Genomic DNA, 23,647 nt, shown 5'->3' on the forward strand with positions numbered 1-23,647 from the left:
AGTATCACAAAAAGATCGTTTAGAAAACCCAACTAGAAAAAGAAAGTTTATTTTTCGCTAAATGTGTTTTTTGATGCTAATAGTTTTATTTTGCTTTATGCAACAGTACCTTGCTAACTTTCTAAATTAATCGTCTATCAAACATTAGAGATCTTTAATTAAGTATTTCATATCAGGTATCACAATTAAAACATCCCTTTTAGAAACCCTTTCATATTGACACACTATGGTTAGTACGGGAATTATAAGTATTAAATTTTCGATTGAGCACTTATCCAAAAATTTTTATTTTATTTTATCTTTTCATTTATAAAGCCAAATCAAAAGATTTGGCGAACTTAGTTAAAAGCGCTAAACTTTGGGACTAAGCACCGCTCCCGGTATTAACTATAGCCATTGTTATGTTCATTTTTACTATTGAATGATAACCTTCACCTTTTGTTTAACCTCCTTACCGTTCTTTATTGGGCTAACTCTAACTTTTTTGTTGAAAATTTTGTTTTTCCTTAAAGTATTTTTCACATTTCCAGAATTATCCTTTAGGATAACCGCTATTTCTATCTTATAATCTATTTCATCTTTTCCACGAATAAAGGAGTCCGTTATAGTATTGTCAACTTCGTTCTTTTTTAAAAAAGGTATGTCTAAATACTTATCAATATATTTCCATGTCTTCAGTCTCCCTCCTTTCTCGCTATATTTAATGGATGACTGAACTTGTCTACTAAGTTTAATTCTAAAATAAATAGTCTCAGGCTCAACATTTTTTTCCTTAAGCAACGGATTAAATTTATCTTCTGTTAGCGAGAATGAGAATTCTATTTTTGGATGTAATTCATCCATATACTGCAGATAATCACTAGTATTAATACATATTTTAGGAAATGTGGGACGAACATATTCTGACCATTTTGTTTCTCTAGAGTATAAGTATTTATTTTCACCGAGGTCAAATTGATTCCCTGGATCAATATCTATGTAGGAACGTAATCTATATCTATATTCGCGTAAGCAGTCCATTGCGAATTTTAGCTCAGCTCCATAGAAATAGTCCACAAAGGTTTTATCCCCTTTAATCCCTTTTGATAAATTCAAGTGCATTTTTTCTTCCTGCTCTAATAGCCCATAATTGGGGAATATAAATCTACTTAAATTGTCTTCAGATTCAGGATGGGTTATTTTTTCAGATTCGAAAAGCCATCCATAAAGTGAAGGTTCCTTTTTGCTATTTAGCCAATCCATGGCTAGTATATCAAAGCCTTTATCATCACTACCCTTTTTGTCGTCAAATTTTTCAATTTTTGAAGCTAGATTCCAATTTGCAGCTGATTTGCTGATGAAAAATGATTGCTTTGGTTCAATTACCCTATTCTCTCTATCAATGCTTAAATATGTTTGATTGTCAGATTCAACTGGCGTATCCCATCTTACATAAATTCTAGGGGATAATTTGAGAAAATTATTATCTACTTTACGAAGGTTTATAGGTAGCCATTTTTGCTGATAATCATTATTTGCACTTAAAAAAATGTCTTTTTCATCTTCAGTGTCAATTCCTGAAACTGAATACCTATTAGGAACTCTTGGAAGGATTGATGGACTAAATTCTTGGTGACTGGTGTAAACTTCTTTTGATTTTTTTCCAATTGCGGAATAGGTTACAAAACACCAAATAAATAATTCTCTAGCGCCGCCTCCAACTGGACAATGTAGTTCTTCTTCAAATTGCTTCTGATTATTTAGAGATATCTGATTTGAGTATATTTCTTCAGAATGAATAAATAATAGTTGTTTGGGCTCACCAAATATTGAATCTTTATAAAGAGGGACGGTTATTTCTAGTTTTTTAGATTCTTGATCGAAGGTTTTGATTAGTGAAACATATAAATTAGAGTTTTCATCCTTTACAATAACTACAGTAGGGCTAACAAACTCACTAATATCTTTTAAGCTTGCATCCGTATTACTGTCACTAGTTGCAATTATTACATTGTTGAAAATGTTTCCCCCTCCTTTTTCAAAAGATTCAGAGTAAAGAAAAGCTGAAATGTTCGCATTTTGTGTAAGTTTTATTCTTGATTGAAATACTTTGTAGCTTTTAGCTTCTGCTTCCTTCTTGTTGTTTAAATCATTGTGAATTTTTCCTTTGTATTTAACATTGAACTTCTTGAACCCCCTAAATCCAATTAAACTACTATTCACAAGGTTTTCACTAACACCAGTGAAGTTTTGTTTTTTTGATTGTTCGTCTTCATTCAATTGCTCCCTTTCAAAGGTCACCCCATATTTAGTATAATAAAACACATCATTATCCTCATTCTCAGCATCTTTCTTGAGAGCATATAATTGTGTATTTAGAGCCGTTAATTCTCGTTTTAGTATTTGGTCCGCTGGTTTAATTCCAGAGCTGACACTTGAACGTTTATAAACTGCTTTTATCATTTGTAGCTGGTTAGAAGTATATAGCAAGCCATTCTTACGTTCTTCTTCTGATGATGCGAAATTTACTGTTTGCACCTTCTGAGTTCCATTACCATCCCTTATGGTCGTCTCACTAACTTCACTAGGAATCTTCAATATATTTGAGAGGATAACATCTCTGTTTAATTCTGCAACACCTAGTATTGGCTTTGTATGGATAAAAGGCTCTTCAGCTTCAATTTCTGAAAAGTGTTTTGGGTAATTTGTATCATAAATCGTTACCATATTTGAGAGAGCTACATTTCCAATACATGGCGTTTCTTCAATGTTTTTCTCTTCAACGTATGAAACATTGGACTCCATACCAATAGTGCCTTTTTCCTGACATGAATAAATGAGCTTTCTTTCATCATAATTTCTGACCCAAAAATTTTGATACGACTCTTTTACGACAAAGCCTGCAAGCACTATGTAGTCGAAACCCAAAGATACTTCATTACATTCATAAGGTTTAATATCAATACCCCAACTATCACTGCTGTCGCTTTTATTCTCAAATCCGTTAAAAAATTTAGCTACAACCCATTTATCATTATGCTGAAAGAGCTCTTCAAGCCCAATCTTCCATTTTTCGTTTTTAAACTCGTCTGGTAACGAATCTACGATCGAGTCTATCTTACTAGGCTTACCTTCTTTAAACTCGTCATCTTCTATTTCTTTTCTTAAAATCAATACATTCGCTTGTAACCTTGCAGAGTCGATTCCTTTATTTTCAAGACCTGTTTCATCATTCGAAATCTCTTTTACTGAATCGCCTATAATATTTTTTTCAGGACTCTTCCAAGCAATGGATAGGTTTTTACTTTGATAGTTTACATGCACATTATATTCCTGCTTTTCACCATTTACAATGAAAGGTTTCGGTTGTTTCAGGGAGTATCTATTTTTAAAACTAAAATCGAATGATTCCGTTTCTTTATCCGTCTCGACATTCTTAATTGGAATCGGCTCACTTTCCTGACCGAATAAATCAATTGAAGTAGCCCAAAAACGATACCGCTCAGGTCTCTCATCATTTTGACTTCCATCTTTAAACATGTGTGGAGTCCAATCTGGTTTGTAACTTTTGTTTCCGTCATTATCGTTTTTTTTGTAATCATCCCAAGTTTTTAATAAATCTTTATCAAATAAGTTATCAAAACCGTTTCTTATATTAAAAGAGAAGGAATAAACTCCTTCTTTATGAAAATTTTTGATTGTAGCATTCTTTACAATTCCAGCCACTGTAACATCTTCAATTTTTTCGTGATCAGAAAACTCATTAGTTGTTTGAAAACAGGGTTGTATAGGTGGGTTCTGATTTAATTGTTTTAAGGTAGACTCTAACTCAAAAAAGGGTTGAATTTCTTGATGGAAAGAATACCTTCGAGTAATTAACCAAGGCTTTAAGTCTTCTAAATTTGGTTTTTGGTCAAGAATGAGACCACTACTTTCCCATATGCCATAAATATTTATACCAGTTATTACGGTTGACTTTTCTTCTCTCATCTTTCTACCCTCAAAAACATAGAAAGTTTTTTCTTCGGGTGCAACAGTTTGGATACTTACTCTGCCGTTTCCAGTTCTCATGTCCATATTCTCTATATTATTGGATAAAGAACCTACTAATGATTGCTCTGATTGTATCTCTGAATAGTATAAATTATAGTCTATTTGGCTACTCATTGGAGGATCTGGGGGACAGCTTTTACTAGTTTCTAGAGTATTTTTAATACTATTCGCACCCTCTTTGGTAATAATATATTCAAGAGATGTTAGCTCTGGTATAATGTTCAATAATTCTAGATCATGATGAGACTTCCAATCATAAACATCTGATTTGAGTAATTTACTGTTTCTTGGTGGAATATATTTAACAGAAATTCGAACATTGTCACCTAATTGCTTCCAATTTTCTAAAGTGGTCTTTGCAATATTCCCAATAGAGCATCCAAGACCTAAAGCATGAGACAATGGGTACTCCTTACCGCAATCTTCTTCTATTCGAGGATGCCTAATTCCGTTACTATTTAACGGATCGCACCAGTAATCAATAACCGATACGCTATGTGCGCTAAGAAGTGCTAAATTTCTTTTTAGGTTCTCTCGTTCTTCTTTTTCTTTTTCGCATTGCTCGGAATAATCAGGGTCAGATATAATTCCGTGTATTCTTGAAACATTTTTCCAAGCATTTTCAATCACCAAGTTTTTTGCATTATGATCTTTGGCATTATCATTTTTTAATGATTCGTCTATATCGAAGCAAAAAAGATCAGGGATTTCTGCAGTTGTAAACTCCTTGTTAGAGGAGATCTTTTCTAGTTCACTCAATGATTTTATAAATATGGCCTGCCAATTTCTAGGCTGTATGTTGGATTTTATTATGAAGTGAATCCACTTCTTAGCATATTCTTCGGTATCTATATCAATAAACTGTCTACCTTTCTTTCGTGTAATATTGGTAATTCTCTTATTCGTTAATCCGATCATTTTTTTAGCGTAACTACTAACACAAGAGTCGGTTAACACATGGAATATCCCGACACCAGAGCTTGCATCCTTGCGAGCCGTATCAATAGGTTTATCTGGTTTTTTCATTTCTCCATCTATGCTAGGTGGAGAAAGCATCAAGTAATTTAAAGGTCGGACTTCCGGTAAATCATCAAGATCCCAATGGTTAGAAATTTTGATTTCCTTGACCTGTCCTTTGGCATCAATATATTGATTTGACTTACTCGTCCTAATTAATACTTTGAATTTACCCTCTGGACTTGGTAAAAACGCTTTATCTCCTAATTCCTTATTAGCAATGTCTAATTCATCGATAAACCATCTGACTATAAACTCATAATATGAATTATCAGTTTTTTGCTTAAGCGCACCTATACAATCTAATTTAAAATTCATATTTAATAATTATTTGAGAGTAGTTGATAGTTTGAATAGTTTCTTTTTTTGCTTTTTCTAACGATGACCACATTTACAGTTGAAGATTTACATTTCGTTTTACTTCCTATTTTGACACAATAACTAAGTCCAAACGAACCTGATATATCAGTGATTCCTCTTTCGGTATTGCCAAAAACTCGCATTCTCGCATTCCCATCTGCTTTTACTCCGGCTAATGTGATTCCGAAAATCATAATTTTAGCATAGCCTGTTAGGTTTACAAAAGCTTCCCCCTTGATCTCAATAGATTGCATTGTCAGAGAATTTAAACTTTTCTTTATTTCCAGGTAATCCTCATATAAAGAAAGGTCTTTCTCAAAAAATGGTGTATTAGCCGAATTAATAGTTAAGTTTATTTCGCCTAATACAGAGCCCAAGAACCTTGAATTGTTTAAGTTTTTATTGGTAGGAATAAATTGGTTTTTCTTAAAGTTGTACTTTACTTCAAGTAGTCCGCCAAAGTTGATATCATAACCGGCTTTTCCAATACCGAAACTGATGTCTTTTTTCCAACCTGCTTTCAATGCAAGACCAAAAACGAATGAGTCACTTTTTAAATCAATTTCGTATTTTACTCCAGCACCAATAACGTTTGGCGCTGGCCATTTAGCATTTTTCCATTCTGCCTCGCTTAATTTATGCCAATGTCTGTCTAGAGGATCATTTGCTTTTTTGGGAGGCCAGCCCATCGCCAGTAAAAAATAATCTGGTTTATCATAGCTAGCTCCTAGAATTACTTGCCCCGGTCTTATAACCACTTCCGGATTTTTTTCGTTGGGATAAGGTAAAGCCGGCAGTTGAAAACCAACCGTAAAACGTTTATTTCTAGTATCAATTGCAAAGATCAATTGAACTTCTTTAATACCAAAAATATTGACCCAAGCCTCTACACGAAAAATACCTGATGAAGAAAGTAGAACACCCGAGTAATTTTTAGATTGGGTTTCGGCTATATTCGGATATGTTAATTTACCAGATGCAAAAAGAGTAGTTTTAGTTTTACTTGAGTATTGGAATTTATTCAACCATTTAACCCTGTCGTTTAGAGAATCCGAAACTGGTCTAAGACCTTCTAAAGTACCTCCTAAGCTATTTGTAACTATAGTATCAATTCTATTATCAATATCGGAATTGCTTGCAATAACTAATTCAGGTTCTTCTAGTGTTCCAGGGCCAAGGGGTAGTGCTTGGTCGCTAGTCATACCAAATACCGAAAATGGCACTCCATTTTTCGAACCTACTTTTGTAAATACATCGAACTTGCCTAATATTCCGGACGTTTTAACCTTTAATATTCCAAGAAATACTTTTGAAGCTCCCTTCTCTATTAATTGATTCTCGTTCAATGGTTCATACGGCACTTTTGAAGGGTCGTCAATATAATTGGGTGTCTTTGCCGTTGTACTCACCCAAGCTAAATAGCCTTCCAACTTAAAATCTTCTGAGATTTCTAATTTTGTTTGAATTTTATCCAACTCAATATCAAACTCCCATTTGGAGTTATCTAATAAGTTTTCTTTCGAGTTTAATTGACGTATAACAACTCTACCACCTATACTCAAACTATCAGATAAAGTAATTTTTCCTACTACTTCTATTTGCTTTAATTGGTCTGAAGCAATAATATTCAAGGCCTTAAATTCAAAGGGTATCCATCCGAAAAGTCGAATTTTCTCTGAACTACCATAAAGTGATAGTACTGTCTTTCCGTTCTTAGAGTCAAATGCAAGCATGGACCTCATAACATGTGAAGCGTCTACTCCGCTATCTTTTGGATTTACATCAAAGATTGGAAGAGCTTTGGCCAACTTGTCATTAGGGTATAAGCTAACGCGTGCATCGAACTTATCTAGATCGGTTTCAATGTATTCAAACTGGATGAATTCAAAACCAGGGAGAATATTACTTACATCTATCGGACCTGAGAACTCAGGTAAAGGAACTATCTTAAGTTTATCAATTCCTTCTTTACTATCAAATGTTACCTCGGCTTTTGCTTTTAGGTTTATCTCGTATTCATCTTCACTTTTTTGGAAAAGGCCAAAATTTATGTTCATAGAGAAAGAGTTCATTTTTCCTTTATGACCTATACATTCCAAGTCATATAGGCTAAACTTCATTAGTTGATTCTTAATTACAGAGATTTCAAATCCATCATCATCTCTATTTTCTTGAGGCAGACGTGCTATCCAAGTGAATCCACTTTCATCCTTCCAACCAAATTCAAGAAATAAGTTCTTATTAACACTATCTTGAAGCTCTTTAAAATACATGCCTAGTTTACCTGTATCGACATTTAATTTAACCATTAAAGGCATGTTCCTAAAAACAATACCATTAAACTTGGTACTTGTAGGGTCAACAAACCCATTTACGCTTTCATTTCCATTAATTGTAGGAAATAGCTTTTTGTATTTGTGATTCTCAGCAAGATCTTTGAGAGATTCTAAATCAAACCCAAAATTACTATCAAAGTCTAACCTCGATTCTTCTGCTAGATCTATTCCTATCCCACAAAATATATTCTTAAATCTGTCGTTTACGATCTCTTGTGGGTACTTGTCCGGCTTATTTTTCTCCTTGATAACAAGGGGAATACCTATTCCGCCAAATACAGGCCAAAATCCGATTGATTTCCTGCCTTCCACAGGTTCGCTAATCTTAATGTTGTTATTTATGAATCGCTTTAACTCTTTGTTGTTTTTATTAAAGTTATCATCATCTCCATTATAAATTTCAATTTTTAGATTTTTAGACTTGTTGCTCTTTAGCCAGGGTGCGATTTTTTTTGGATTAGCAATTCCAGTAATATCAAACTGGATGTTTATATATTCCTTTCCCTTATTACTTAGACAGGATCTTATTTCTGTTGAATCGACAGAATTACAAAAATAGGCGGCAGACAAAGCGGCACTACCTAGAACAAGGCTAGCTGAGAAAGCTAAAAACTCTAATGGCTCTTCGAAATTTTCATCTGTTTCCGAATTAACAGATATTTTTATATTCCCAAACTCACTAAGTAAAATTGAGTTATTAGCCTCTGGAGCGTATATAATTTGAGCTCCTTTTAAGTCAATAAGGTCTAGAGTTGTGTTGTTCCGAGCTTTATATTTCTCAATCCATTCTTTTTCAACGGGTATAATTCCATCTTTAGAATCCTTTTCATCACCCTGATAAATATCAAACTCGATGTACTCATCTGAATGATCAAAATTTAGACTGTCGTACTTTTTAACCGTACTCGAATTTAGATTACTAGAATCAATTTGCTGTCCTGGTCTGAAAGGCGGTAGCTCAAGACTCGAGTTGTAAATTCTAAATTTCTTTATTTGGGTATTAATAAGAAAGCTAGATCTAGATGTGTTGCCATTTATAACAACAGTTGGTTTGTTTAATGGAATACTTACACTTCTTGGATGTCCCTGTTTTATTACATTAGGCTTTGGTACAAGAATGGACTTCATCTCTTGTCCTTTTACTTTCACATATTGGGAGTTATCCTTATTGTTGTCACCAGCCTGTAAAAAGAATTCTCCATTGTCAGATTCGGAATATCTTATAACCGCAACATCAGCATCCATAATTATTGGCGCCCCGTTTTCATCTTCTAGGTTGCGAATAGAAATTCCGTACTTCTGATTTTTAAGAGTTGGTTCTTCGTCAAGATCACTCTCGTAAACAAAGTGTGGGACATCAATAAATGAAGTGTTTTCTAGATTTAGAAAACTAGGAGTACCTTTTTCTTTTAAAAACGCTGTATTGCCAATCTCAATTGGGTAGTTGAAAGTTAATCTTCTAGTATTAGTAACCAGTTTTGTTCTGTTTCCCTTATGACTTTCGTCTGTTTTAATCAGGGAAAGAGTTGTATGAATAAGTTCGTCTTCACTAATTACAGTGGAAGTAATCCAGCCATCAATACACCTTAATTCATAGATATCTAGAAATGAAAAATCACCTAACATATCTTCATTGTCCAATTCTAGTTTTAATTCTTTGTCTATTTTCACATAAAACTTATCTTCTTTCTTTTCGGATAGAAACTTAATGTCACCTAGAGTTAGATCAAAAGATACCAATGAGAAGTCTGGTATAGCTAAGGTCAATCCTTTAAAGTGATCTAGGAATGTAGAGCCATCAGAGTTCCCTGAGCTAATTTTAGTTTTTAGAGTTAAGCCACCATCATCGTCATGAACCAAAATAGTACCTCCAGACCTGTTGAAAATAGCTGGATCTTTACCAGAATGGTAAAATAGCTTTTTATCAAAATCAAACTTAGGTTCATCCAATAGACCAATTAAGGAAACGGCAAATTTTTCAAAAAATACACCTGTAGGTTTATTCTTGCCCTTACTTAACGAAACTTTCCTAACATATAAATATGCTGATATAGCATTCTTTGCCAATGGGATTGGATTGAAGTTAAAATCAAGTTTATTGATTGTGAGGCCAGAAACACGTTCTACATAATAGTTTTCATCTTTTTTAATTACCTCTAACTTTCCCTTTGCTACAGTGATTGATTCTGATTCCAGTATCGAACCTAAAATTGCCAATTCCATTTTGAAGTCCCCTTCCGCATAAAACTGATTACCTGAGCTATACACTGAATGAAGACCTTCAATCCCAATTAGTGAAACATTAAATAAGCCGGTTTTTAATCTCTCAATCATATTAATTAATTTTAATTATGTCGCCCGGAAGTGGGATATATTTGTTTCTGTTATAGTAAATCCAAATACGCTTTTCTTTATAACGCACATTTTCTGCATACTCTCTTTTGAAGCAATACTGTTTTGGATCGTTAGAGATGATTCGGAGTTTCTTCTTTCTCTTGCGGATCATATTGCTCATCAAAGTCACATCGTCTCTCTTTTGTCTTTTAAAATATTTATCAATGGTTTCACCTGTGTAAACACATCTGACAATATGCTTTTTATATATAAATACAATATCTAAGTCATTTTTGGGAGGGGAAACAGTTACTCTAAAATTTTTAACATTTAAGTTCGTTGCCCCATTTGTAATGAATTTGGTGTAAAAATTCAGTATTTTTTTTTCTATTTCGTAATTAGTTGCAAATTGTTTTTGATCTAAAACCGTTATCTTCTCCGCACTTTTAATAGACATAGTTCTTATAGGTGTAACTATTTTATCAGATTCTACATCATTCAAACGCCCTGTAACAACCTCATAATAAGCGGGTAAAGAAATCGCACCATTTTGATCTATTTTTATTTGGAATATTTCTTTTTGGGGTGCATATGGCATTGACATTTTATTAAACTGAACATCATATCTTATATCAACCTGGATCCTAGAATTACGCGAATAATGCCATAATCTCTCTGGTTCTTTCATTACGTCAACGCTAATATCAAATTTCCCCAGAGTGTCTTTTAGGGATTTGTAAAAATCGTAATAGGTTATTAGTGGGCCTATGGCAATAGTTTCTGAATTGTTTGTAGATATTTCTATTTCAATTCCTGAATTCGGTTCAAACATTCTCAGATTTACAAAATGCTCATCAACAAAAGTATCTTTTGGTCTTTTCGACACAATAGATCCATTTGAGTAATCGCCATGGTTATGATGCTTAATTTCATTGATTTTATGGCTGGAGCTGGGGGTCAGCCTAAGTGTTAAATCAAAATTTGGTTGGCTATCCATTTGTGCAAAAAGTTCCTCAAGTGTTGTATTGAAAATATCCTCAGTATCCTGTGCACAAATAGTGTTTGGTCTCAATGCTGTGCCGAGTGTTAATATCAATAGAATTACTGTTGTTTTCATAAAGGGAGTTGTTTCAATAATTACTGTTTTCGGTATTCTTTACTTAACTTAAAATTTGAACATTAAGAATAATATATAGTAAGTACGTGCCATATAATCGAAATAAAAGATATATGTAACATATGTTCTATATATCCTATACATCAATCACTACAATTTACCCTATAAAAACAACATATAAAATACCCTAAATTGGGTATATTTTAATGATTTTCAATTAATTACGCGGAAAAAACCTACAATTCTCACTGGTTTTAAATATAAATAGTAATTTGATAAAATTTACTATAAAGTATTTTGAGAAGATTCTTGATAAAACAACCACTAAAATTGAGTGAATTTTAGAAAGTAAACTAGGGAGTTCCCAACTTCGAACCCTCGTCCAAGCACAAAAAAAGGCAATACTTAAATTCTAAGTATTGCCTGATTCTAAGAAATGATATTTTTATAATTATTTAGATTCCTGAAAACACTTTGTTCACTGCACTTATTCTGGCTGTATCATCTACTTGATGGTACATATTAAAGGTCTTAATATCCTTATGCCCACTTATACTCATAATTATTTTATCAGGAATTTGTTTATTTCTCATGATAGTGATATAACTCCGTCTAGCCGTATGAGTAGAAATTCGTTGACAAAAAGGCTTTATAATAGTATGTTGCTCTACCCCTTTAGTTCTCGTATACTCAACATCATAGTTAAATCCTGCAGCTTTTAGTATTATTTTAATAGCATCATTCTGCTTCTGATTTGATATTAATGGTAATTCATAATCATACTTCAGTAAGATTTCTAATGCTATTGATGGTAACGGAATTTCTCTTGTAGGTTTACTTGTATCCTTTTCTTCCTTTAAGACTAAACAATTATTTGTGTTTAAAATACGCTTATTTACACGTTTTAAATCCCCATACCGCATTCCTGTAAAACACTGAAAAACAAAACAGTCTTTTCTTTTTTCCAATTCTGAATTCTCACAATCAAATAGGTGTATCTCTTGTATCTGTTCCAACGAAAGCGTTTCTTCTCTTGTTAATACTCGTTGTGGCTTTTTGAAATCTTTAAAATTATCATTAAAAGCATAGCCATTTTTATTAGCCCAAAACATAAATGTTTTAAACAGCCCTACATTCCTACTGAACGTATTAGTAAAATGATTGCGATACTCGAAACAAAAATCAGTAAACTCAGTAAAGAACTTTTTATTAATTTTTGAAAACGTAAGTTTATATTTTTTCTGCTTTTCAAAATCCAGCAAAAGTCTTTTTATATTCTTATAGCGCTTAATTGTAGCCGGCTTCCATTCTTTCAATTTTATCTTCTCCTCCGTAAACTTATCATAAACCTCGAAAAAAGAACTCACCTTTACTGTGCGTTCAAACTTCCTGTCAAAATGTTCTTTTAAAGAACCGCTATTGAAATCCTGCTCCCCTAACTCTGAAAGTGATTTAATAAGTTGAAAAGCGTCTTCAAAATCTCTAATTTTCTTAAAAATCTCAGCTTGATTTCTTGCCACTAATTTCCCCGATTTTTTAGGCCCTTTATTATTAAAATCCCAATGTTTAGGTAAAATGGATTTCTTGATGGAATAGACAAATTTCTTTTTTTCATCATTGAAGTAGCATGAAAACAAAATTAAAGTCTCCTCTTGAGATTTAGGTTTTCTTAAATTAAAAGTACAATTCATAATTTTTTAAAATATTTCGTTAAACATTCGCGTTGACAGAATCGTTGACAATTTTGTTATATCTCATTACTATGAAAAGTTATAATAAGATATAAAAAATCGTCGCAAAACACTGTTTTACAACAACATACAACAAAATATTTAATAACAAAAACTACCTTAAAGCTTAGTCTCCGACTCCACTTTTACAGAGGTAAAACTCAACAAAACCCCGTAAATTGTACTATTTACGGGGTTTTTTATTTTTTAGGAGGTCGTATAACGGTATATAAAAGCATCTGAAGCGAGACCAATACGGTGACCTATTCTTCATTTTAAAAATAGGTCACCAGAAGCACATAAAAAACTAACAACCAAATACTTACATTAAAAATAGATTTGTTTTAAAAGTGTGCTTTAACCGTTTAGATTAATATTATACACGCGTGTGTCAGATAGTAATGAAGTATTAGCCAACTTCAAATAATGTTAATTGATTTTCTGTGTATAGTCTCCTTTGCTTTTTTCCCTGGTCGCTGTGTTTGGTTCTTATGCTTTTAAATAATTCGATTATCTGAGTTTCAAAATTTGAGTTTATCCAATTCTTAGGTAGATGTTTGTTTTTAATCTCGTTAAATACTTTCATGTCTGTTTTATAGCAGTACCTCAACCCCGTAAGTCTTAAGAATTTACTATCCTGTTTTTGCATTGATATATTTATACCTATAACTAAACAAAAACGTCTGTTTTGGTCTGTATTTTGAGAAGTAGAAACCCCAGTTATTAACCGTACATGTAAAGGGTTAATTTGGTGTGTTTTGGTGTTTAGAATTTCACACTTGTTATTTATCAAATTGGCTATTACATTTTTGATGTTATTAGGGTGTTTTCCATTATAGAGTTGAGTTTGTTTCTGTGGTATTTTAACTTGTTATAAGAGAGGTCTAACTAAAAATTAGGGTAGTAAACTTGTCTTTATATTTATGCCCTCTAATCGCTTGTTTGTCGCAAATAAGTACGTTATTCCATTCCGTTAATAGTTCATTGCAAAAACCGAAATATTGATAAATCGCATCAAATATACTTCGCCTTGTATCAAGGTTTAACTAGTACAGTCGAAGATAAAAATGCATACAAAGAATTTAGTCCAGACTTCTTTGACTTGGTTGTTAAAGACGAGTGCCATAGAGGATCAGCTTCCGAAGCTTCAGCTTAGCGAGAAGTTTTAGATAAAATTTTGCTTATTTTTAATATTAGACGCAATTACCCCTGAACTTCTACTCAAATTATAACACATCGCATCCATTTGGTTTTGGGCATACATTTTTTCCATGCCTCTGTATCTTGCTAACCCCAGTTAAACCATCTTTCTATTCCTCTAAATGTGCGTTCTAATTTGAATCTTGTTTTACCTATTAATTTATTGAATTTCTTCTCCCAAAAAATGAGTAGCTTATTCTTTTTTGACTTTTTCAGAATGTGATTTTTAAGGTTTCTTTCCTTTAGTAAGTCTGCATTTTTCTTGATTGATAGCCTTTGTCTACTTTTAAAGGAATGTCTTTTGATAAATTTATATTCACTGTTTCTAGCACGTTTTCTAAATTTGCTATCTCATTTTTACTTGCAGTGGTGATTAATACTCCTATAACAAGACCTTCTTGATCCGTAACGTGATGTTTTTTAAGACCCAAATGATAAACGCTTCTTACTTTTAACCAAGTACCCTCATTATCTAAGCTTTCTACATACTCTTATTTTACGACTATTACTTTTTCTGTACGATCTTCGGTTACTTTGTGATTACTCTTACCCTTAGGTTGCAATGGGGTGTCTATAACACTTGCATCTACTATAATTCTTTTTTTAACAATGATGTTGTGAACTTCTAATTGTGCATTTAAAGAACTGCAAAGCTTCTCAAAGGTTTTGGTTTGAGTCAGGGCCGTTCTAAATCTACTTAAAGTACTGTGGTCTGGTGCAACTTTATCGCTGTTCATGCTACAAAAATAACTAAATGAAACACTATCGTTTAATCGATCTTCCACTTCATAATCACTCAGTCTATACCAACTTTCCAAAATACACATTTTAAATAATAAAAGACCGCTATATGAAGGCTTACCTACTGCACTTTCCCTTTTAGAATAATCAGCATCTATTACTTTTTCAATTGTATTCCAATCGATAAACGTATTTATTTGACTGAAAAACAAACAATTAAGATTGTTAAAAACCTCGTTTTAACAATTTCACACTAGCAACGGTCTTAATTAGCATAAAAAATCTCAAGAAACCTTTAATTGATGGCGACGTAAGTTTTATTTTCTTGTTTAATATTTTTTCAAAAAGATAGTACGGTAGCTGGCGGAAGTGGCACTTTATTATTTTTTCGCCAGGTTACGAGTTCATCTAATAATTCCGAAACTATTTCTGGACTTTCATCCACCAAATTGTTAGCTTCTTTTAAATCGTTATTTAGGTTGTATAATTCTACTTTTCCATCATTTAAAAATTGAATAAGTTTCCAATCTCCTTTTCTAATAATTGAGCATGGTGGATTCTTATAAGTACTGGCAAGGTGCCAAAAAAGTGAACGCTCTTTCCATTTTTTATCTTTTAATAAAGGCACTAAACTTTCTCCATCTAATTTTCCATCATAATCATTTACTTTAGCCAACTCTAAAAACGTTGGAAAATAATCCATGCCACAGATAGGGATTTCAGAATTTCCTGACGCAATTCTTCCCTTCCAATTCACAAAAGCAGGAACGCGGATTCCGCCTTCATACACAGTTCCTTTCTCACCGCGAAGCGTATTTGTATTACTTTGTAAACCGTTAAACCCGTTGTCTGAAGTAAATATCACAATCGTGTTTTCTCTTAAACCATGCTCGTTCAAATAATCGAAAATGCGTTTTACATTTTCATCAATAGAGGCAATCATGGAGGCGTAACCTGCAATTTCTTCCAAACGCTTTTCTCCTTGACCTGTAATGGAATCAGATACTTTGTTTAAAAATTTTTGAAATGATTCCTTGTCCCTTGGAACTGTAGGGCGATGTGGTGCATAATAATGAAGGTTTACAAAAAACGGTTCCTTTTTATTTCGTTTGATAAAATCGATAGCATCATCGGTTAATCTGTCGGTAAGCCATCCACCGTCTTCTTTAACTTCTAAAAAAGGATTTTTGAAAGGCGCTTTATAGCCACCGCTTTCAGAATTATATCCTTTGAAGTATCCTCTGGCTGGGTCGCCCCACCAAGTGCCTCCAACGTTTTCATCAAACCCTTTTCCTTGCGGATAATATTGTTGGATTTGGGTAGTTAAATGATTTTCCAACCAATCTAAATTTCCATTGGCAGGTTGTTTCAAAGGTTTCTGAAAAGGATAATTTACTTCTTCCTCTGGATTTGGCCCCACAACATGCCATTTCCCTAAATGAATGAGTTTATAACCAGCTTCTTTTAATGGTTTAGCATACATGGTGTGTTCCAGACCCACTGTCCAACGGGAAAAAATATTGTGCTTATCATCTCCTTTTTCCAAAACCGGCACATTATATATTTGGGTTCTAAAGGATTGTTTCCCTGTTAGCAAAGCCGCTCTTGATGGCGAACATGTTGGATACATATAGGCTTGATTGAAAACGAGACTTTCTTTTGCTAAAGCATCTAAATTTGGAGTTTCAAAATAATTACTTCCCATAAAACCAACATCTTGCCAACCTAAATCATCAGCCATAATAAAAATGATATTTGGTTTCTTTTCATTGCTTTGCTGTCCTTTACATGTTAATAATGTTAAAGAACAAACCGCAACAAACCCAAATATTTTAAAAAACGGTATCATTTTAATCTGATTTTTTTTAATTAAAAGCATTTTTGATGTCTTCAGCAGAAACTCCAAACACCTTATTGATTATCGGATTTAACACGTCAATATCACCTTCAAAATGACAAGTTAACTGAACGTGCGTTCCACTTTCACCAGATTTTAAAGCCATAGCTGGAGAAGATGTTTCTAACTCATAAAAAGGCCCTAATGGTTTTTCGCCAGGACTTGGTTCACCATCATTATAAGCATTGATAACATCGCCAGCAAAAGGTTCTTTTTGAATTTCCCACATGGAGTTTACATAATCGGTTACACCTTCTGGTTTATTGTATTTTACAATAGTTAATATGCCATTTTTCGAATCGTATGACCCAGCAACATCTTTAGCTCGCCTTGGAGATAATCCTATTTTACTTCGATATTCGCCATCACCACTAAAATAAATAATGTCTTCTTTTACAACCAAGCGTTCGGAAGGTACTTTACCAAAGTAATTATCATTCACTGGTATGCCTAGTTCAGATTCATCCCCTGAAATATAAGGTATCATAATGGTTGTATTTGGTGAATGATTGTACATACCTAACATCCACATAGACAGCAAGCCTGTTTCTTTTTTCCATTCCGATTGCCCGATATTTGTAAGTGTATTTGTAGTTTGGTAGGCAACTACTTTGATGTTATCTGTAATTGAATTTAAACCCAATTCTTTTTGTATTTCACTTTTAGAAAGGATAGCGATTTCACGCTGAATACCCATGTCAAATTCAAAACCAGAATAGTTTTTTAAGGATGCCTTTTTTGTAAAAACCACTTTAGTCGAAGATTGATTTTCAACATCAAAATGTTCCAAATCAATAAGCCTTGGTGTGTACCAATCATCCAAGGTAAATTCAGCTCCTTTTTCAAAAAAAATAGAATATTGTCCACCTTCGGGTCCTAACCAAAAACGTTCTTCACCTCCAAATACATTTATATGATCCAAAGTGTCTTTAGATTTAAACAACTCTCTATTAATCCAACCGTAGCTTCTTCCGCTATTTCCAAAAGCACTTGTGGTCATAACTCTACCTTGAAGCGCTGCAGATATGGCGACTTTAGAATTGCCAGTGACATCTGTAAGTTGAATTAAATCGATGTAGTTTTCCATGAATGCGACATCTTCGCCATAGGTAATCATATTTTTTTCTGAATTATTTAGTGAGTCTGTTGAAAGGCTCTCTTTTGCCTCTTCAGATTTCTTTTTAAAATTACATGAAGTGGTTAACAAAATTGAGAATACAACGATTCCAATGCTTCCGATGTTAATTGATACTTTTTGTTTCATAAATCAAAATTTATTTAGTTTTTTTTATTTGTTCTATTGGTATATATGAATCTAAAATGGCTTTCATTTCCTAAATACACCAAAGGATCTTTTGGATCACCACCTACAACATATGTGTTTTCTACATTTACAAAAGGAGGTACGCTATTCACCAAAGGTACTCCATAGTAATAATCGAAACCTAAATCATTAGGTTCAGGACTTAAGGGGTCTTGCCAATTATTTTCACCTATTCCAAAGCCTAAATGCCATTTTCCCATAGCTGCTGTTGCATAACCACTATTTTTCAAAAACATCTGCAATGGTTAATTGCTCTGGTTTTATCATTAATTCTGCTGTAATTCCTGCAGGCCCCCAAATGCCTTCTCCATTATTTGCACGAAAGGGATATTGCCCTGTAAGCAACGCATAAAGAGAAGGTGTACACACTGCAGAAGCCGAATGGGCATCTGTAAATATTTTTCCTTCACCTGCTAGTTTATCAATATTAGGTGTTTTTACTTTGGTGGCTCCATAACAACCTAAATCCCCTAACCAAGATCATCCGCATTAATTAATACAATGTTTGGTTGTTTTTTTTTTGTGCCGCAATGTCATTAATTGACAATAACACCAAAACAAGCACCGTTAATCTTATTATATCTTTCATAAATTTTTAATATTTAAGGTTGTTTAAATAAAAAACAGCTTCAGCAAATTTTTCTCCTAAATCAATATATCCTTTGCTATCATAATGCCAAGAATCTGAATAATCATAATCTTTTGTACTCCTAACAATACTGGCATTATCATCTAACTTCGCATATTTTTCTTGAGCATATTGTACCAATTCACCATAATCCCAAACTGTTCCATCTTTATCATTACCTGAGTCTGATATTTTTCCGATGACAACAGGTAAGTAATTATCACGAAACGTATCTCTAAATAAATCCATCAACCTTTTAAGATTAAAATAATATCGGGAAGCAACTTCCTCATCATCGTTTCTTGTATTTCGCAAGGGATAACACCCCGTTATTAACGCTGCTCGTGATGGCCCATATACGGTTTGAGCGTAAAAACTAGTAAACTTCATACCTTCCGTTGCCATCTTATATATATTGGGCGTTTTTATATTGGGTGAACCAAAGCAACCTAAATCTTGATACCCCTGATCACCAGTAAAAATGATAATAAAATTAGGCTTTTCAGCTTTTGGAATATGGTGTTAGCCATACGTTTTTAATACAGGCCAATCATCACTTTGCCTTTGAGCGAAGGATAAAAGCGTAATATTACCAATACACTAATCGAAGTTGTTTTTTTCATCTCTTTATTAGTTTTTGAATTTAGAACTCTTTATTAGCTTTAGTTTCATATTGATACTTTGATTAATTATTTATTTTTCCAAATCATTGTTTCTCCTTCATCCAAAGAAATTACTTTACTAAGGGATTTATTATAATAAATTCTAAAATCACCTCCTTTATTTGCTCTAATAGTTGCGGCTACCAATTGTCCATTTGCCCATTCTATATCTACCTCAAAGCCACCACGTGCTCGTAATCCTTTTATATTTCCATTAAGCCAAGCAGAAGGTAATGCTGGTAGAAGGTGTAAAATGTATGGAGCCTTTGATAAGGTTTCATCGGGTACTACTGGCAAAAATTGATTGGTATTTTCAGTGTCCTTTTTATATGCAATAAAGGCAGCTTCTTCAATAGTTTTCGCCTTGTTGTTTACACTTCTTAAATGACTTTGCAATAGCATTTCACAAACCCCAGCTGTTCCACCAAAATTTCCATCAATTTGAAATGGTGGATGAAAATCGAACAAATTGGAATATGCCCTTTCTGATGTTAAAAACTGATAAAACTGATGTGCTTTTTCACCATTATGAAGTCGTGCCCAAAAGTTCGTTTTCCATGCGGTACTCCATCCGGTTGAAATATCACCACGATGTTTCATGGTAACCAATGCAGCATCTGATATTTCCTTAGTTGTTAATGGCGAAAAATCACGACCAGGATGCAAAGCTATTAAATGTGAAATATGACGATGTTGGTCTGTTGGGCTGTCCCAATCTTCTGGCCATTCTTGTAATTGTCCGTATTGCCCAATTTTTTGAGGAGAAAGTTTAGGAATAATTTCTTGTAAACTTTTTCTAAACGCTTCATCACGCCCTAAAACGGTAGATGCTTCAATACAATCGGTAAATAAATTTAATGCTAATTGCTGCTCAAATGAAGCGCCATAGGCTTGTTTATTTAAGTTGCCATAAGTATTTGTTAAATAGGCATTTTCTGGAGACCAAGTTGGATACACAACAAGAGTACCATCCTTCCAAGGCGCCAAAAACTCCATATAAAATTCTGCTGCCCCTTTTAAAATGGGATAAATTTCTTCAAGATAACCTTTGTCTTTATTAAAAGCATAATGCTCAAAAAGGTTTTGACAAAGCCATGCTCCTGATTGTTGCATACGCCTACCGTGTTCATTTGGTGCAGTGAATCCAAATACATTACCATTAAGCCCCATACTCCAACCTTTTTTAATTCCAAAAGATTCTTGTGCAACATATTTACCTGACTCGGCAATCATTTTCATATAATTCACATAGGGTGTAAAAGACTCGGGAAGGTTTGCTGTTTCTACCATCCAGTAATTCATAGCTAGATTTATATCCGTGTGATAATCACTATTCCATGCTGGTTTTAAGTCGCCATTCCAAAGTCCTTGCAAGTTTGAAGGCACCGGAGCGGTTCGCGAACAACTCAATTGCAAATAGCGTGCATAGTTAAAATAGAGGGTTTCTAATTCTAGACTAGAACCTCTTTTCACTAAGTTATCAGTTGTTAAACCTGAAGGTTCATAATCCAATTTCAACTGGCAACGATCCATTAATTCTGAAACATCCTTTTCATGTGATTTTTTCAGATTTTCATAACCCAATTTAACAGCTTCATCCATGACGTTTTCACTATCTACTTTATAATCGCGCCCTTTAAAAGATGGATAAATAGGTAAATAATCTGTATATGCGGTTAGATATATTTTAACGTCCGTTGCATTCTCGACGAGTATCGAACCATCCTCTTGCGGCAACAACGTTCCGTTTCCAGCATCAATGTGAACCAACTGCTGAAATTCGATATCATCTTGAACCATGGTGACTTTTCCTGTCAATATGATAGCATTCTCTTTAGACTTAACGCTATTCATTTTATGTAAAGTACCAACCTTAATTTTGAGATTCATTTTAGTGTTTTGGGCTGTATATCTCACGGCAAACACATCATTTGGATGGCTACAGAAATATTCTCTTTTAAAATGAGCATTATCAATACTATAACTTACTGAACCAATCCCTGAACGAGCGTCTAAAGTTCGAGTGTAATTACTTACGGCTATACTATCATGACCCGTAGAAACATACAAATCGGTGAAAGGTGCATAATTACCTAATGGCTGATTACTACTTAAATATTTGGTAGCCATGGATTCCATGCTATTTTCGGAAGTGCCGTAATTACCCTGTCTATATGCTTCTCGAACTTTTTCAAAATTCTTATAAGCCCCTATTCTTGTTCCAGATTGAGCCGCTTCATCAAGCCCTCGCTTGCTGTTCATCCATAAGGTGATATCATTAATCATCATGTGTTCCTCATCAATGCCTCCAGAAAACATAGCGCCTAAACGACCATTACCCAATGGCAAAGCCTCTTGCATGTAACCCAATTTATTTGGATTCGCTCGCTGCTCTGATGTAAATTTACTTGCAGGTTTGTCATAGTGTAACAAAATCTGTGCGTTTAACTGTAAAGAAAAAATAGTGAATAGTATTATGTAAAAAATGTTTTTCATCTAAATAAAATTTAAATACTTTTTAGCAATCAATTATATCGATTGGTCTTGGTCTTTTTTCGTTAAATACCCATTTTGGGTTTTCATTTGTTCACTTTACCGACTTAATTTTAACACAAACACCTCCACCTGCTGCTAACTTTAATTTTAAGGCACCTTCTGCTTTCAAGTATGTTCTGAATATTGGTATATTGGATATATAATTTATCAAAAATTCTAATTTACAATATTTTTAATTTGTTTCCAGCCTTCCATATTGTCATTTTCCTGAATGGCTCCAGGGGTACTTCTTCCGTCGAGAATGATTTTTTTGAGGGCTGCTTTTAATTCTGCGACTCTGTCTGGGAACACAGATACTAAGTTATTGGTTTCACCTATATCGTCTTTCAAATTGTACAACTGCATATTTGGCAAAACAAGTGCTTCCATTTTTATATCCTGTGGCTTAGGGTAACTCCAGCCTCCAGACCCAGGACAAAGAATTAATTTCCAATCACCCTTCCTGATAGCAAAAGATCCATTTATAGAATGATGAATGGTATATTCACGGATTTCAGAATTCTTTTTCCCTATAATAATTGGCAGCATACTGAAACTATCTTCTGCTTCGGTGTCTGGAATTTTGTAGCCAGCTATTTCTGCGCATGTAGCAAAAAAATCGGTGGTACAAATTGTTTGGTCAGAACTTGAATTTTTCAATGCTTTATTAGGCCACTCTACAATGAAAGGCACACGGTGGCCTCCTTCAAAAATATCGGCCTTCATTCCTCTATAAATATAACTCGGACTATGCTTTACTTTAGCGAGCTCTTCAAAATTAGCTCTTGGCGAACAACCATTATCACTTGTAAATACTAATAACGTGTTTTCTGAAATACCTTGTTTTTTTAGAGCTTCTCTAATTTGACGTACCACATCATCCACCTGCATTACAAAATCGCCATACATGTTGGTATTACTTTTTCCTAAAAATTCTGTTGTTGGTAATATAGGTGTATGTGGTGCAGGTAAAGGAAAATATAAGAAAAATGGTGCATCAGATTTAGCTTTTTCATCAATAAAACCGATGGCCTTATTGGTCAAATCCTGTAAAACATTGGTATGGTCAAAATCATCTGATGTAACCCCTTCTCTCCAGAATCCTTTCTCATCAACACTAACCGTTTTTTTGGTTGGCACCATAGTAGGAACATCATTTTCAACATAAACATACGGTGCCATATCAAGCGAACCACAAAAGCCAAAAGAATAATCGAAACCATGTGTAGATGGACCATTCTTTACAGGAATACTGTAATCTACAGCTAATTGTGCGCTCCAATCGTCACGACCTGAAGTGTTTTCTTCTTCAATAATAGCCCAGTCCCAGCCCAAATGCCACTTTCCTATAAAAGCGGTGGTATACCCTTTTGTTTTAAGCATTTCGGCAATGGTAGTACGATCTTGTTTTATCAGTGCGGTAGAGAATCCTCCAAGTACCGACTGTTTTAAAGTTGAACGCCAGTTGTAACGTCCTGTTAGAATACCGTAGCGCGTTGGTGTACAAACAGCCGATGATGTATGCGCATCCGTAAATTTAACACCATTTTCAGCCATATTATCCAAGTTTGGTGTTGGAATTTTACTTTCTAGATTAAAGCTTTTTACATCGCCATACCCCATATCATCTGCCAGAATATAGATGATATTAGGTTTTTGTTGATTAGGTTTTTTTGATTGTGCTGTCATTATTGAAAATGACAAAAAAATAAATAATAAATGTTTCATTTTTAA

12 protein-coding genes and 2 pseudogenes are annotated in these 23,647 nt (G+C 33.8%); 1 reads left to right on the plus strand and 13 read right to left on the minus strand.

The genetic code is table 11. The features are described from left to right. Window positions 1-414 precede the first annotated feature (414 nt). The 4 genes from R6X41_RS08690 to R6X41_RS08705 form a co-directional block, all read right to left on the minus strand. Window positions 415-5,367: a hypothetical protein gene (locus R6X41_RS08690; RefSeq protein ID WP_318499337.1), complete on the minus strand. Its 4,953-nt coding sequence runs from the start codon at window positions 5,365-5,367 to the stop codon at window positions 415-417. A 2-nt stretch (window positions 5,368-5,369) separates the two neighbouring features. Then, window positions 5,370-10,079, minus strand: a complete 4,710-nt coding sequence (locus R6X41_RS08695) for a hypothetical protein (protein WP_318499339.1) — start codon at window positions 10,077-10,079, stop codon at window positions 5,370-5,372. A 1-nt stretch (window position 10,080) separates the two neighbouring features. Continuing rightward, window positions 10,081-11,196, minus strand: a complete 1,116-nt coding sequence (locus tag R6X41_RS08700) for a hypothetical protein (protein ID WP_318499342.1) — start codon at window positions 11,194-11,196, stop codon at window positions 10,081-10,083. A gap of 455 nt (window positions 11,197-11,651) precedes the next feature. Continuing rightward, window positions 11,652-12,887, minus strand: coding sequence for a tyrosine-type recombinase/integrase (locus R6X41_RS08705; RefSeq protein WP_318499344.1), 1,236 nt, complete (start codon window positions 12,885-12,887; stop codon window positions 11,652-11,654). Between the two features lie 1,027 nt (window positions 12,888-13,914). Between R6X41_RS08705 and R6X41_RS08710 the strand changes: the two are divergent. Beyond that, window positions 13,915-14,079: pseudogene (locus tag R6X41_RS08710) on the plus strand (DEAD/DEAH box helicase family protein); the annotation flags it as partial. A 289-nt stretch (window positions 14,080-14,368) separates the two neighbouring features. Here the strand turns inward: R6X41_RS08710 and R6X41_RS08715 are convergent. From R6X41_RS08715 to R6X41_RS08755, 9 genes and pseudogenes are all read right to left on the minus strand, one after another. Continuing rightward, window positions 14,369-14,557, minus strand: coding sequence for a transposase (locus tag R6X41_RS08715; protein WP_318499346.1), 189 nt, complete (start codon window positions 14,555-14,557; stop codon window positions 14,369-14,371). 60 nt (window positions 14,558-14,617) lie between these two features. Continuing rightward, complete coding sequence (locus R6X41_RS08720; protein ID WP_318499348.1) at window positions 14,618-15,079, minus strand: transposase; 462 nt, start codon at window positions 15,077-15,079, stop codon at window positions 14,618-14,620. Between the two features lie 128 nt (window positions 15,080-15,207). Next, on the minus strand, window positions 15,208-16,716 hold the full coding sequence (locus R6X41_RS08725) for a sulfatase (protein WP_318499350.1): 1,509 nt from the start codon (window positions 16,714-16,716) through the stop codon (window positions 15,208-15,210). Window positions 16,717-16,732: 16 nt separating this feature from the next. After that, entirely contained in the window at window positions 16,733-18,028 is a 1,296-nt protein-coding gene (locus tag R6X41_RS08730; RefSeq protein WP_318499352.1) for a DUF6786 family protein, read from the minus strand. Between the two features lie 14 nt (window positions 18,029-18,042). Next, on the minus strand, window positions 18,043-18,324 hold the full coding sequence (locus R6X41_RS08735; RefSeq protein WP_318499354.1) for a hypothetical protein: 282 nt from the start codon (window positions 18,322-18,324) through the stop codon (window positions 18,043-18,045). Then, a pseudogene (locus R6X41_RS08740) lies at window positions 18,308-18,547 on the minus strand (sulfatase-like hydrolase/transferase); the annotation flags it as partial. The gene R6X41_RS08735 and the pseudogene R6X41_RS08740, both read right to left, overlap by 17 nt. Before the next feature lie 136 nt (window positions 18,548-18,683). After that, on the minus strand, window positions 18,684-19,232 hold the full coding sequence (locus tag R6X41_RS08745; RefSeq protein WP_318499446.1) for a sulfatase-like hydrolase/transferase: 549 nt from the start codon (window positions 19,230-19,232) through the stop codon (window positions 18,684-18,686). A 173-nt stretch (window positions 19,233-19,405) separates the two neighbouring features. Beyond that, window positions 19,406-21,874, minus strand: coding sequence for a glycoside hydrolase family 95 protein (locus tag R6X41_RS08750; RefSeq protein WP_318499356.1), 2,469 nt, complete (start codon window positions 21,872-21,874; stop codon window positions 19,406-19,408). 216 nt (window positions 21,875-22,090) lie between these two features. Beyond that, window positions 22,091-23,641 (minus strand): sulfatase family protein, encoded by a 1,551-nt coding sequence (locus tag R6X41_RS08755; protein ID WP_318499358.1) that lies wholly within the window; start codon window positions 23,639-23,641, stop codon window positions 22,091-22,093. Between the last annotated feature and the right edge of the window lie 6 nt (window positions 23,642-23,647).

This window comes from Formosa sejongensis (assembly GCF_033447105.1).
In the GTDB taxonomy this organism is placed as follows: domain Bacteria; phylum Bacteroidota; class Bacteroidia; order Flavobacteriales; family Flavobacteriaceae; genus Formosa.

What these genes read in the sequence shown, in the direction of transcription:
- R6X41_RS08690 (WP_318499337.1), bottom strand. Translation starts at nt 5,367, where the DNA reads ATGAATTTTAAATTAGATTGTATAGGTGCGCTTAAGCAAAAAACTGAT.
- R6X41_RS08695 (WP_318499339.1), bottom strand. Translation starts at nt 10,079, where the DNA reads ATGATTGAGAGATTAAAAACCGGCTTATTTAATGTTTCACTAATTGGG.
- R6X41_RS08700 (WP_318499342.1), bottom strand. Translation starts at nt 11,196, where the DNA reads ATGAAAACAACAGTAATTCTATTGATATTAACACTCGGCACAGCATTG.
- R6X41_RS08705 (WP_318499344.1), bottom strand. Translation starts at nt 12,887, where the DNA reads ATGAATTGTACTTTTAATTTAAGAAAACCTAAATCTCAAGAGGAGACT.
- R6X41_RS08725 (WP_318499350.1), bottom strand. Translation starts at nt 16,716, where the DNA reads ATGATACCGTTTTTTAAAATATTTGGGTTTGTTGCGGTTTGTTCTTTA.
- R6X41_RS08730 (WP_318499352.1), bottom strand. Translation starts at nt 18,028, where the DNA reads ATGAAACAAAAAGTATCAATTAACATCGGAAGCATTGGAATCGTTGTA.
- R6X41_RS08735 (WP_318499354.1), bottom strand. Translation starts at nt 18,324, where the DNA reads ATGTTTTTGAAAAATAGTGGTTATGCAACAGCAGCTATGGGAAAATGG.
- R6X41_RS08750 (WP_318499356.1), bottom strand. Translation starts at nt 21,874, where the DNA reads ATGAAAAACATTTTTTACATAATACTATTCACTATTTTTTCTTTACAG.
- R6X41_RS08755 (WP_318499358.1), bottom strand. Translation starts at nt 23,641, where the DNA reads ATGAAACATTTATTATTTATTTTTTTGTCATTTTCAATAATGACAGCA.